Raw genomic sequence first — 13,693 nt, forward strand, 5'->3', positions numbered from 1 at the left:
CTCATGTTTATATTTTTTCAGTCTCTACGTGATCACACTTCTCATTTTCCACTATTAATAGTTGAGAATGTTAGTACATCGTCTTGTATAATAAGTACGCTATCTTGTATCTTACTCATATTACGTACCTCTTCAATCGCTTCATTAGTCAGACCAAGAGATTGTTTATACTTCTTTGGAAAGTGAGCATCTCCTATCAATATTCGCGTTCTGAAGGATTTTAAAATAGGATTTTTATTATGAGTTGATCTGTATATAGCTTCTTTATTATTTAAATCTCCAATTATAAAAAGATTACACAATAACATTTTCTTTAAGAGAGCTTTGACCATCTCTTCAGCGAACGGATGCGCTAAAAGCGGAGATAGCTCTGATATATAAATTGCTTTTGGCGTCGTATTCTTTTCATATACATTACATAGTTCACTCAATGTAATATAAAGAAATATAAATCCTATAGTTGCAGTTTCCGATAGTAGTGATTGCGGCATTTCTAGTATAGCTATATTACCACTCTTAATTTGTTCGGTAATATCTTTTATTAAGCTATAGTATTCTAAAAGTTTTAAATAGCATTTCTTAGTATTTTCACTTGCATTATCGAATAATTTACGCAACTCCTGCTCTTGAGTTGTGTTAGAAAGCGCAGTATGTATCTGTTTTATTGTATCATCTTGTGAATCAATTTCATAAAGATCCATATTTTGAAAAATTAAAGAAATAACAGACTCTAAGTAATCACCTTGAAAATATCTCTTTATCAGTTCTACCATCTGCAAGTGTGACACATTGTTGTTCACATGAGGTTTATCTGTAAAGCGTAAAAAAAGTGAATTAATTTTATTATTTGCAATATATTCTTTTATTAAATTTTTTAAATTTGAATCACTAATTGCAGTAGGTGATTTCACGATTACTGTATGTTTTACCTTATCATGTGACAATATGTCGAAGAAAAACGGCTGTTGCGTCTTAATGTTTTTCAGAATCGCTAGTGGCACTCCAAATTTTGTACCATTATAATTACCGACTTTTTGTGAAATTATACTTCCTAATAGTATAGAATTGCTAACAGGGCTGAAATTTGCTCTATGTAAGTATTGTGAGTTGCCTGGAAAAGAAGAAAGAAAATTGCTTATATTATATAAATCTTCTTTCAAAGTAGTTACGCCTAACGAAGCAAGTTTAGTATGAATTTTTGTCAATTTATCTTGCAACTCTTCTTTGTTTTCTCCATATGCAATAATTGTGATCTGAATCATGCAACATCCTCCTTTATCTCGTATTTCATCTATGGTTTGATTGATAGATGATATTTCCATCATTTTTGTAGATTGCGTGATTTTATAAAGATTCTGTAAATTCGTTAGAAAAGCAGAATATTCTTGATATTGTTCAGGAAATATCAATCTTTCGCAGATAATAAAATTTGTATCGATCTCTAAGATCGTATTGATGTGCTCTTTATGTAAAGGGTAAGGATATTTGAAATTAAGAGTTGATATATATCGCTTTTGAAATATATCGGACTCAATTACGATGTAATCTAAGTGATCGCTAATTCGTGCTCTACTATCGTATAGTGCATCATTATGTTCGAGGTAATGCGGAACATGCTGAGAGGTTAAGAGATAATTGAGAAAAGTCATTAATTCAGACTCTTGATAATTATTATATTGTTTTAATTGTAACTTCTTCGGTTTGTAAATGGATATTGCCTCCGTGAGTTTTGACATTATTTCCGAGAATTGTTTGTATTGTCGCTCGAATTCTTCCGTTACTGTTTTTTTATATAGCAGTAATTTCGCTCTATTTACTAATTTATTGGTACTAAAAACGTTTCTAATGCCTTTATGTACTACTACAATATGCAGACTATTCCATAATGCGTGATCAAATTGACAGTTTTTACTAATAGTAGTAGGAAGTACAGTGCCGGCATTTTTATATACCAATTGTATTAAATCTTTATAATCTCTTACTAAATAAATATATATCGCAATATTTTTTTTATATTCTAATTCTAAACTATGAAGCATGCTATGCACACGAGTTTTGAGATCTGTCTCTCCTTGTTCGAATGGTGAAGACTCTTCTATGCTGATAGCTTGTACTAATTCTCCTTCTTTAGTAAGGATGATTTCATCAGAGATTTGCCCTATAATTGAGTATAATTCCTCAAGTTTTGACTCTTTTATAGTATTAAAAGCTTTATTTTGCATATCATGAAGCTTTTTATATATAGGCTGTCATTTTTTTATTGCATGCACAAGAGAATTTTCCTCTAATTATTAAAGACGAGTAAAGTTCCTTCAATATGAACGGTCAGATAAGAGCTGATTCACTTTTCTTAGGTCTAACGCGCCCTACCTTGTTATTTGGCGTTAGCTATGTATTTGCGATAGTAAACGTAATGTTATGTTTTTGCTTATTCGCTGCTACTCACGACTTTAAGTTTATCTTCGGTATCATTCCAATGCATGGCGTAGGATACTATTTCTGCTCTAAAGAACCGCTATTCATCGAATTATTTCAGGTCAAGGTCAGTAAATGCATGAGAAGTAGAAACAGAATGTACCATGGCTGTAACTCATATGATCCTAATTAAATATCTTCTATGTTTAAATTTTTCCCTGGAAAGGCGCCTAACTGGACGGTATTTAGCAATGAGTATCAAGCAAGCGGCTTTATAAAATATACTAATCATTTAGATCAGGAAACTGTTATTACGGATGATAATTCTCTCATAAAAGTTATAAGCTTATCTGGTTTTCCATTTGAAACAGCAGATGATGAAGCCTTAGATTCTAAAAAAGACATCAGAAATAGCTTATTTAAAGGCATGGCAAACGAAAATATCGTTCTGTACTTCTATGTCATTCGCAGTCTTTCGAAAGGACTTGAGATGAGTTCTTACTCTAGTATGCCGGAGGGTTTTGCGATGCTATTGGAAAAAAAATGGCAAGAAAGATATAGGCATTACGATGCTTTCGTGAATGATATATATGTCGCAGTAGTAGTATCAATAAAAAGCTCAGGCTCCGTTTTAGATAAAATTACTGGAAATGTAGAAGATAACTTTAAACTTAGAGTCGCAGAAGCTTACGAGCAACTTGATGATGCAACAAAGCGTATAGTGAATACGCTGAAGGACTATAGTCCAAGAATATTAAGCATCAAGGAAAAGAATGGTAGCTACTATTCAGAACCTTTTTCATTCTTTTCAAGAGTGATAGATGGAGATCAGAAAACAGAGATTTTATATGTTTTAGATAATTTAGGGAAATACGTAGTTAATAAAAGGCTAAGTTTTAAAAAGAGACATATAGAAATAAAGCAGAATAATAACACTACAAAGTATGCTGGAGTTGTAAGTTTAAAAGAATACTGTCCAAGAACTTGGTCAGGTATTATGGATCGTTACTTAAAATTGCCATTTGAATTTATAATTACGCAATCTTTTAAATTTACCAATAAGCAGATGACGATTGGTAAAATGCAGATTCAACAAAATAGGATGATTCAAGCGGAGGATAAAGGATTATCGCAGATAGTTGAGATTACGGAAGCGTTGGATAAAGCTACTACTGGCGCTATAAGCTTTGGACTGCATCATCTTACCATCACTTGTTTTGGAGAATCTTCGAAGCAACTAGATGATAATATATCCATAGCGCTTGTAGAGTTGAGTAATATCGGTGCAGTAGGTGTTAGAGAAGGAGTAAACATGGAGCCTGCATTTTGGGGGCAGTTGCCTGGAAACATAGAGTTTATAGTTCGTAAATCAATAGTTAGTACTTATAATATTGCGGGATTCTGTTCGATGCATAATTATCCTAGAGGAAAGCTTAGAAATAATCATTGGGGAGATGCAGTAACTGTATTAGATACGACATCCGGTACTCCATATTATTTCAATTTTCACTTACGTGACGTTGGACATACGATGATCATCGGACCAACTGGCGCTGGAAAAACTGTAATGCTTAATTTCCTTGCTGCGCAAGCGCAGAGATTTAAAACTCGTCTTTTTTTCTTTGATAAAGATAGAGGTGCAGAGATCTTCTTAAGAGCTTTAAATGGAAAATATACGTTAATTGATCCAGGTAAATTTTGCGGCTTTAACCCTTTGAAACTGCCTTCTAATGGCGAGAATAGAGCATTCTTACTTGAGTGGTTACAGCAACTAGTCACATCCAATGGAGAAACGGTTACAGCAGAAGATATTTCCAAATTACAAAGTGCTATAGAAGGAGCTTATAAGCTTGCGCCGGAAGATAGAAAACTTTCTAATATAGCGCCTTTTCTTGGCGTAAGCGGCCCTGGTACATTGGCGGGACGTCTTGAAATGTGGATAGGAGAAGGTGCGTTAGCAAAGGTATTTGATAATAGCGATGATGTTGTGGATTTTACAGATGCGAGTGTATTTGGATTTGAAATGGCAGAAGTATTGAGAAACAAGAAAGCACTTGGTCCTGTACTGCTATATCTCTTTCATAGGATTAACATTTCTTTGGACGGCGCACCTACAATGATCGTACTGGATGAGGCATGGGCTTTGATAGATAATCCTGTATTCGGACCTAAAATCAAAGATTGGCTGAAAGTTTTGAGAAAGTTGAATGCTTTTATAGTATTCGCAACACAGAGTGTAGAAGATGCGACGAAAAGTGCCATTAGTGATACATTAGTTCAGCAAACTGCTACGCAAATTTTTCTTCCTAATTTAAAAGCTACCGACGTGTATCGTACGGTGTTCATGCTTACTGAACGAGAATATAATCTCATTAAAGCAACTGATCCAGGAAGTCGATATTTTCTCATAAAACAAGGTAATGATGCAGTAATAGCGAAAATAGATCTCAGTGGAATGGATGATGTAATTTCGATATTATCTGGCAGAGCGGAAACAGTGTTGATATTAGATTCAATTATCGCTAAATACGGTGCCAATCCTGAAATTTGGCTTCCAAAATTTCACAAGCGATTAAAGGAAATGCAAGACAATGAATAAAATCATTTCATGCTTGCGGAAATTACTCTTAATATTTCTTTTAGCATCGTCATTTAGTGTAGTGGAGATACCTAAAGCTGAAGCTACTATCAGATACAGTGGAGTGCTTCAGTTTATGAATCAACCACTGATATCGGATAGCTCATTCTATCACTTTATAATGTCTTTGATAGGAGTAGTTCATAGCTGTTTATTGGAAAAGCCTCTTTATCTTACAGAGCAAGAAGTGCTGAAAAATACATGCATACCGTATGCGATAATGCAAAATCAAAGCTTTTGTCAGAATAGCAAATCTCTACTGACTACGAGATCGATGCTTACTTCGTCACTATTAATCCCTTTAATCATTGGTACTCTTACTGCGATAGCTATTCCTGGAGTAGGTGAAGTGGTACTTGCTGCTGTCGGCGGATTAATAATAGAGCTGTGTAATATATGTGCCAATTATTACGTTAATGTTCCATCGGATCTTGCAAATTTTGCTGTAGGTGCAGAATGTAGACAAAATACTAGTACAAAGCAATATAATTTCTACTCCACTGGTAGCGGACTTTACTCAGCTTTTGATATTCCATTTTTGTATCAATGTAATTGCGGTATGCAAGCGTTAATTGCGAAAATCAATATCGCAGACCTTACCGCAAGTGATATGGAAAAAATGTATGGATGCATGGATGGTATGCCGCAGTGTATGAATCCTAAGTTACGTGCATTACCGGCAAAGATCGCTAGTATGTTGCAGCCAGTTGCAGATATCTCAGGTAGCTCTACTTTTGCACTACCTCAAATAATAATAGTGAGAAATGTCGATATTCCGATATGGGATCTAGGAAAACGTAAAAAAAGAAATACTAATGCTCCTTGTCCATCTCCTGGAATAGGAGATCAGACGATGCTATTGACATACGAGCAGATTAATAGCGCGTATAAAACAAAGGACAAAGTAGGCGCTTATTTCAGTATGGCACGTGGACGTATTACATTACGTGCGGTGAAAATGGCAGGATATGGATTACCTCCAGTGATTATCGGTGAAACTACAGTCTCTCCTCCAGTAGAACTACCAAACGTAAGTGATAGTCTGACGGCTTTTTTACAAGACACCATATGTATGACGTTTCTTACTGGTAGAGTTGATCTTAACTCTCTTGGAGTTGGAATGCAAAGTAGTCAAGGATCCACAGATAGTACAAATTCGGTAATTATGTTCTTATCATCGGATTTTCATATTTTAAGTACAGTAGTTGGCTGTATACAGACAATTTTAATTAAGATTTTTGTTAATCCTACAAATCCTGAAGAATCATTCCTCGCAATAGTACAAGCGCAATTTACGAATGCATTTTTAGTAGTGGTCGTATTGTATATGGTATTTGTAGGCTTTAACTTACTAATACATCCAGATCATCTTACAAGAGGGCAAGCATTCGGATATTTGGCAAGATTAGTAGTAGCATGGTACTTCGGTATTGGAAGTGTATGGTTTTATATACCATACAACAGCATGACTAATGTTGCTGATGAACGGCAAGGCGTTGGACTGTATGAAGTAATACTGAATGTCATGAATGGTATTGCGAATATATTCATGCAGTCGGTAGAGCTAACAGATCCGATGAAGTGGTGTACTTATGCTCTTCCAGGTACGAATAACAGAAATTTACTTGGCCCTAATAGAATAGCCGTAGGTGCTAACGCTACAACTGTATCGGCTGAGGTAAGTAATGTAAGTGTCTCAAAAAGCACAACTACTGCGAATACCTCGGCAACTGTTACGCCTGCTTTAACGAATTTTAACGATATAACTGATAAAATAGCACCAGATCAAGCGTTGTATCCTACTCCAGTACCATACCTTGGTAACGGTCAATATATATATCTTAGTGTATGGGATTTTATAGATTGCTCTTTAGCGGTATTAATGAGTTTTGGCACTTGTCAATACTCTTTATTGCAGATGCTAGTTTTCATTTTTGTGAGTGCAGGATTGCTTGCAGGTGTTAACGGATTCATATTGAGCATTGTTACTTTGATATACCTTATCTTCTTACTAAATGTGATATTTAAGTTTACTCATATGTTTATCTTATCAATGCTTACTATCACTGTACTTATATTATTAATGCCGATTTGGTGCGCATTTTACCTTTTTGAACCTACAAGAGATATATGTCAGCATGCTACGAAGCTTATCATAGGATATACTCTATATCCTGGCGTGCTGTTTGCACTGATTGCTTTGTTTCTCACATGTATGAATTCAATTTTTTATGGTGTATCTCCAGCGCAGATTACAGCGGCAACGACCTCTAGTGGAACAAATGAATTATCATTGAATATGACTGACTTATGCAACGGCATCAGTTCAGTCTTTTGTGCAATGTATAATGTAGCGCAAACTAATAATTCACACAATATTGGAATAATAGCGAACACTCAAGGAAGCATAATAAATATTATGGAAAATTGTGCTGCTTCTCCATCTCAAGCTGTAGCACCCTTTGTTACTAGTATACAGATTTTTCTTTTTACTCTTACGCTTTTAAAGCAAAATGCCGTAGGACAGCTGCTAGTACCTATGTTTAATATGATGCTAATGACAATGCTGTTTTACTATTTTTCAGATTCTATGGTTACCTTCGTAGAAGGGCTTACTGGAGTAGCGTCGCTAAATGAGACTGCGAAAGGCAGCTTATCAGCAGAGGAGACTATGGGAGGAGTGGGTAGTATAAGTGGTGTTGCCCTTAAAGCGCCAAGCAAAACTGTTTCCTTCTTAAACGATCTAATTCGGAAATGAAAGAGCGAAATAAGAGATATAGTCTGGCGATTTTATCACAGTATCTCGCGAGTATAGGTATGATTTTTCATGTAATATGTCTTATCGTACCTTTTTTATTTTGTATTTATCTGCGTAGCGCTTCATCGTCGGATTTTTATAAAAGTTGCACTTATAGCTATGATACTGGATTCTATAATCCGATATGGAGTAATTTCAATCACGAAGCTGATATCGCAGAACTACATTACGTAGGTGCAGTAGGTGCGAAATGTTGGGCTAGATGCCAAAAAGAGTGTGCTGCATTGTTTGGCATTACGCTTCCTGCAGATTTTAAATCTACTATACAAAGCGATATTCAAGGTGGCATTACAAAGAAAGATGTCACTAAGTTAGATGATTTTATTGAAGATAATCTTAATACGCAGGTAGATCTTAATCTTATAGAGGCAAATCAGGATACTATACAAGAATGTATTATTAGCTGTCAAAGTGGTATTCCATACACTTTAAGCACAATAAAAGTACCGAATAGCGATTACAATTCACTGTCCGAAATAAATCTATTGTATCCTACTAGCCCGTATAAGATATCAAATGCAAACAATACAACTCAATCCACTTGTACTACTACTACGTCAGCAAATGCTTTGATTGATGACTTAAATCCTGCATATCCGTACAACACAGAAATAGTAGTGAAAGGAGGAGATCAAGTCACTCTCGAGATATATAACGACAGTACGATGAAATACCCTACTGGTATTACTGAAGTAGGTATGAGCGATCAGCCTGTGATGTGCGGATTTCAAACGTCTTACATTTTTCCTTTTCCATATTCTATCTACTCACTTGGAGGATGGAATAATGCCAGTAATGGATATGCTGGATGCCAAACTCCTGCAGATTGTGCTACTACCACTGAGATAACAGTGACTGATCCGTGTGATAGTTTATCAGGCGGGCAAAAGAAAAAATGCGAAAAAACGCAAAGTCAGTGTGCGAAGGGTAAGAATAAAAAAAACTGCTCCTCTGTTCAAGATACGACAACTACAGAACAGATAGAGATTACGCCGATTAATACGCAGTATAATCTTGGTATTGGCACGTGGAGCGCAAGAAACGCAAACGTGTATTTTCCATCGCAATTTGTGATGAACGGTAGCTTTTTTAAGATAGAGTATTATGGAAATTATTTGTATGACTGCAACTACTTGCAGCCTAGACAGGATAATTCAAGCATGGAGACAAGTTGGCAGCCATATTCATGTAGAAATCACGCTGATCAATACAGCTTATTGCTATATTTCACTAATGATTATAATGATGCAGATTGGATAGCCGGTAATATTTCAGGAGGTATTACACTATCATCTACAATATTTAATATGAAGGAATTGCTCAATTTTCAGAGTACTCCAACGCCAAATATATCGAAATCCTGCAATTATGAGGAAGGTATTATTCGTTCTAATGATGATATTATTGCGATAAAAGATGAAAATTCTTTAACAATGATAAAGAAGAATGGCGAATATGATACAACAGCTAAAATAAATGGCGGTACATACAATTTTCAATCTAGTAGTGATGGTGGTACTTTTTCATCTACCAATGCAAGTGGTACTACAAAAAACGCAACTGTTTCAGTTCAAAAAGAATCAAGCGATGTCAGAGCATTTAGTGTAAGTGATGAAAATAACGATTATAATGGCACTGTTAGCACTCAGAATAATGAAATCAGCGCTACGCTTGATGGTAGTACTGTATCTGCGTCCGAAGAAAATGATGATACACCTCAAAGCATCCAATTCGCGAATAGTACAGGACTACAAGGTGCGATTTATACGAGACAGTATCCAGACAGTATGCGCATTGTTGCAGATATGGATAGTTACTTATATGGCTACTTAGGAGCATGCAGTCTTAGCTTAGACACAGCGCCGCTGTCGTTTTTGCAAATGTTTCAATGCTTCAATAATGCTACACATCGTCAAAGGTGCCAGTTTCAAAATGAAGAATCACTATATATCAGATATAATAGAAATGCACTTCCTGCTATAAGCTTTGCTGGATATTTAAGCGGTCTTCCTTCAGGTGTTTCTGCGATTGGTCTAAGGCATTTTGAGCCTGCTTCGTCATCTTCTGCAACTATACCTCAAGTTTATTGGACTGATAATGTAGGAGGATTTAATGTGATACTCTCCACTGGAAATTGTGTGCTGTCAAATGGTGCAGGATTAGAATATGCTGTAGTTCCTACCGAATTTGTATCTACAAGCGATGAAAGTTATGCCATTTCAGCGGTAGAGTGGAAAGCGGTACCGTGGCAATCTGGTACTACACAAGCGACGGTATCTATCCCTTTTGGCACTCCAAAAGGGTATTTATTTCTCAGAATTCGATATAGTCCAAGCATTACTACTACTTTCGAAGATAGCGATGTGAATAGTGAGATATTTTCATCATATCAAACATATATCGCAAAGATACAGAATGCATTGCCGAATACGAATGCTGCAAATGGATATATTGTTGGTATATCTGTTACCGCAGGGAATGATACAGATATCCTTGCGCAGAGTTCTGATTGGCAGCAATACGTGCAATACGAAAAGAGCGATACATCTACAAGAATATTTCCTCGTATAGATCAAAATAAAGCATGGCAATATACAATCACAGGAGATAATCAGTACACTGTCATCGTAGATGGAAATCCTAATAAGAAGCAGTATGAAGCACATGGTACTGGAGAGAATGATTATCATGCTGCCGCGCAGAAAGAATTTGATGAATGGCAATATACTGTTGGAAATGAAAATAGTAACTTTATAGTAAAAAAAGATGCTACTGCAGGGCAATATATAGTACAAGGCAATGTTGGAAGTGAGAATGGCAGCGTAGTAGTAGGGAAAGGACCTCTTAAAGGGCAGTACACTGTGCAGGGTACCGTGATAGGTAAAGATAGCGGCAGTGTACTGCCAAATGACTCTGGATTACTATCTTTGCAATCTTCTCCTACTGCATCATCTAGTAAAGGAGGGCCAGTTTGTAGATTTATAACGGCATATGTTGGCATGCTATTTGGCGGTGCCGATATATTAAAGCGTGATGGAAATTCTGTTTCTCCATCTGAAGCGGGAGCAGTAGGAAAATTATTTGATGGAATAGTGCAAAATCCGATGATGCTGCTAATTGTTCGATTTGCCATACTACTGAGTATTGTGATTCATGCATTAAAATTTTTTATTGGTATGTCTGAAGTGACAACAAAGGAAGTCATTTTTACGATAGCAAAATTTACTACGATAGCATGTTTCTTTAGCGCAAGTAGTTGGCAGCTATTTTATGACTTTTTCTTTAAACCGTTTTTAGGAGGTATGTTAGCTGTCACCAATATTGCATCCGGTGCGCTTGCATTAGAAGATCTTGTACTATGCAAATCATGCGTAAATTCGTGCGATACGGGAGTGTTTGTATTAAATAACCTCGATTATATTTTCAACTTTATATGGAGTTCAATGTTGAAATTATTATCTCTATTGAGAGGTGTGCTGACATTTTGTGCCGGTATAATGTTCATGATAGCGGTATATATTTACGTAGTAGCGATGTTAAAGGCTGCAATGATGTATCTATATGCAGTAACGGTAATGGCCATATTACTCATTTTTATTCCGGTTGTAATATCATGTATTTTGTTTAATTTTTCTCACAAAATTTTTTGGAGTACAGTGAAGTACTTATTTGGAATAACAGCGCAAGTTGTACTAGTCTTCAGCGCATTGTCTTTTTTGCAAGTAATAACCTTTATTCTAATATCCGCAGTATTCAATTTTACTATATGTAAAATATGCCTTTGGAATTTCTTTGGTTTATGTGTTCTTCATGGATATACAGCGCTGAGTGATGCGCACTATCCTATTGAATCTCAAGTTGGATTATTTATTATGCTGCAGATACTTTGTTTTCTTGCGGTAAGTTGTCTTACACGAAATGCTGTAGTATTCTTTTCTGCACTTGGTGCAAAAATTGCGGAAACTGCAAAAGGAGTCTATGGATCTGACGGTGGTAAAGCAGTCGGAAACTCTCTACAAAGTGTGAAAGGTTGGCTTTCTGAAAGAGCGAGTAGCGCATATCGCTACTTTGTGGATTAAAGGCTATTTACTGCAGAATAATGATCTCTGCGCTTTACGACTCATATGGCGTGTCCTGAGAGAGTCGAACTCCCGACCTAGTGCTTAGAAGGCACTTGCTCTATCCAGCTGAGCTAAGGACACACGCAAAAGTGGCTTTATGCGAAACTTTTATGCATGCTAAAGCCACGAAAAGTGTAGTATAAATCGTGATATATCGCAATCAAAATATATCATCAATCTATTGTCGTAATGTTCTACTAATATGATGACTATCGATAAGGTAATTTGCTCTATATGGATTTATTTCAATCCCGCCTCTTCTCATGTAATTTCCATATACCATTACATTACTTGCTTCATATTTCAAAGTGATATCAAGCAATATTCGCTCGATGGAAAATTCGTGGAAGCCGCTCTGTTTTTCGAAAGAATTTAGATATATCGATAAAGCACTTTTATTCAGTTCTATACCGGTATAGTGTATCGTTACAGTTGCAAGATCGGGCTGTTCTGTAATAGGGCAATTGCATCGAAAGGTATTGGTATACATGACATCGTCGACGTTTGTAGTAGAATTGCAATGAGTAACGTAATCCATTCTTCTATGAAAGGTGTCTTTTGCAAGAGCTGCCATGCTGAGTTCTTCTAGTTCTTTAGTTTTTGTATCTAAGCAGATACCTTGACGCTTTACCGGCTGTAAGTAGCTGTCAATATCGAAGATCCTTACATTTATTGTAGTTTCTAATGCACTGCTGAGGTCATCGGAAATAGTAATGCTTAATTCATCTCTGTCTCGAAAAGTCCTATTACGTAAAGATGATAGATATATCTTTGCTGATTTAGACTCTAGAAGGTACTCGCTTTGCGCATCGTACTTGAATTCTAATACGCATGCTTCAGGAATATGATATGAATCAAGCCAAATTAGTTCGTAGCATCGCCATAGATCAAAACCGTGCATTTTCGACACAGAACTTTGACTATCTATAAAAGTTTTTCTTGAGAATTCGCGGGGTATTTTACATAGCACGTACGGCGCATATTGTGTAGGAATTTTTGTATTTTTTCCAAGAAAAGTATCCATTGTTTTTATAAAATTCTCAGTAACTGATAAAAAAGATGTAATTATATATCTCTCCTTTAAGAGAGTATTGTTAGATTGTGCAAGTTTTTTTTCATCTTAGTGAGATAACGTAACTCTATTAAATATTTAGAAACGTTATCGTACTGTGATAGCGTGATTATTTTTATAATTAACTTCTGTAATGTAAAGACTTTATCTTTTATTGTTGTCATTATTTGCAGCTTGCCTTCACTATCCGACTCCTCGAATTTGATATTTAGCATAAAAAGATCTTTTAAAATACTATCATCCGCTACTTCCTTTATTCTATGAACTTGTAGTATGTATTCTACGCGTGATACGAAATCAGAAAGTGTGACGAGTGCTCTATTGCATATAGATGCTCTATGCATTGCTATCAATTTTTCAAATTGCGTTGCGTAAATATGCTTATCAGGGTGAAATTTTTCCTGTTTTTGGTTGCATTTTAGTAGCAGAATATCGTTAGAGAAAGTCTCTTGCTCTGTGATATTCAATATATCAAAGAGCGTAATCCAATTTTCAGCATTTTCAAAAGGAGTATCCTTATACAACACCATTTTATCGTCGAGTTGTATTACTTTTCCACACTTATTGCATATATCCATATCATGCGAAATTGCGCAGCAACTAACACATTTAATGTTCATTATCGTTTA

7 protein-coding genes and 1 tRNA gene are annotated in these 13,693 nt (G+C 35.8%); 4 read left to right on the forward strand and 4 right to left on the reverse strand.

Going from position 1 to position 13,693, the window contains the following annotated elements:
* Nucleotides 1–41: 41 nt before the first annotated feature.
* Nucleotides 42–2,222: a VirB4 family type IV secretion/conjugal transfer ATPase gene (locus Fsol_RS00600; RefSeq protein ID WP_108672976.1), complete on the reverse strand. Its 2,181-nt coding sequence runs from the start codon at nt 2,220–2,222 to the stop codon at nt 42–44.
* Nucleotides 2,223–2,317: 95 nt separating this feature from the next.
* Between Fsol_RS00600 and Fsol_RS00605 the strand changes: the two genes are divergently transcribed.
* Genes Fsol_RS00605 through Fsol_RS00620 form a run of 4 tightly spaced genes read left to right on the forward strand, consistent with a single transcriptional unit; the run spans nt 2,318 to nt 11,950 of the window.
* The gene (locus Fsol_RS00605; protein ID WP_108672977.1) at nt 2,318–2,608 is read left to right on the forward strand and encodes a VirB3 family type IV secretion system protein; all 291 of its coding nucleotides are present in this window, start codon (nt 2,318–2,320) and stop codon (nt 2,606–2,608) included.
* 9 nt (nt 2,609–2,617) lie between these two features.
* Nucleotides 2,618–5,014 carry a VirB4 family type IV secretion/conjugal transfer ATPase gene (locus Fsol_RS00610; protein WP_108672978.1) on the forward strand — a complete coding sequence of 799 codons (2,397 nt, stop codon included), beginning with the start codon at nt 2,618–2,620 and terminating at the stop codon, nt 5,012–5,014.
* The gene (locus Fsol_RS00615) at nt 5,007–7,811 is read left to right on the forward strand and encodes a hypothetical protein (protein ID WP_108672979.1); all 2,805 of its coding nucleotides are present in this window, start codon (nt 5,007–5,009) and stop codon (nt 7,809–7,811) included. The genes Fsol_RS00610 and Fsol_RS00615 overlap by 8 nt, the downstream gene beginning before the upstream one ends.
* Nucleotides 7,808–11,950 carry a TrbL/VirB6 family protein gene (locus Fsol_RS00620; RefSeq protein ID WP_108672980.1) on the forward strand — a complete coding sequence of 1,381 codons (4,143 nt, stop codon included), beginning with the start codon at nt 7,808–7,810 and terminating at the stop codon, nt 11,948–11,950. The genes Fsol_RS00615 and Fsol_RS00620 overlap by 4 nt, the downstream gene beginning before the upstream one ends.
* Before the next feature lie 46 nt (nt 11,951–11,996).
* On the opposite strand, the gene Fsol_RS00625 is transcribed toward Fsol_RS00620, so the two are convergent.
* The 3 genes from Fsol_RS00625 to Fsol_RS00635 all read right to left on the reverse strand — a co-directional run bounded on the left by Fsol_RS00625 (nt 11,997) and on the right by Fsol_RS00635 (nt 13,684).
* Nucleotides 11,997–12,073: transfer RNA gene (locus Fsol_RS00625), tRNA-Arg, on the reverse strand.
* A 97-nt stretch (nt 12,074–12,170) separates the two neighbouring features.
* Entirely contained in the window at nt 12,171–13,016 is an 846-nt protein-coding gene (locus Fsol_RS00630) for a hypothetical protein (protein WP_108672981.1), read from the reverse strand.
* A 56-nt stretch (nt 13,017–13,072) separates the two neighbouring features.
* A complete protein-coding gene (locus Fsol_RS00635) occupies nt 13,073–13,684 on the reverse strand; it encodes a hypothetical protein (protein WP_145958096.1) in 612 nt (203 codons plus the stop codon).
* Nucleotides 13,685–13,693: the final 9 nt, after the last annotated feature.

Source organism: Candidatus Fokinia solitaria (genome assembly GCF_003072485.1).
Classification (GTDB): Bacteria; Pseudomonadota; Alphaproteobacteria; order Rickettsiales; family Midichloriaceae; genus Fokinia; species Fokinia solitaria.

Coding starts and splice junctions, on each gene's coding strand:
- Fsol_RS00630 (WP_108672981.1), bottom strand. CDS start 13,016: ATGGATACTTTTCTTGGAAAAAATACAAAAATTCCTACACAATATGCG.
- Fsol_RS00620 (WP_108672980.1), top strand. CDS start 7,808: ATGAAAGAGCGAAATAAGAGATATAGTCTGGCGATTTTATCACAGTAT.
- Fsol_RS00605 (WP_108672977.1), top strand. CDS start 2,318: ATGAACGGTCAGATAAGAGCTGATTCACTTTTCTTAGGTCTAACGCGC.
- Fsol_RS00615 (WP_108672979.1), top strand. CDS start 5,007: ATGAATAAAATCATTTCATGCTTGCGGAAATTACTCTTAATATTTCTT.
- Fsol_RS00610 (WP_108672978.1), top strand. CDS start 2,618: ATGTTTAAATTTTTCCCTGGAAAGGCGCCTAACTGGACGGTATTTAGC.
- Fsol_RS00600 (WP_108672976.1), bottom strand. CDS start 2,222: ATGCAAAATAAAGCTTTTAATACTATAAAAGAGTCAAAACTTGAGGAA.
- Fsol_RS00635 (WP_145958096.1), bottom strand. CDS start 13,684: ATGAACATTAAATGTGTTAGTTGCTGCGCAATTTCGCATGATATGGAT.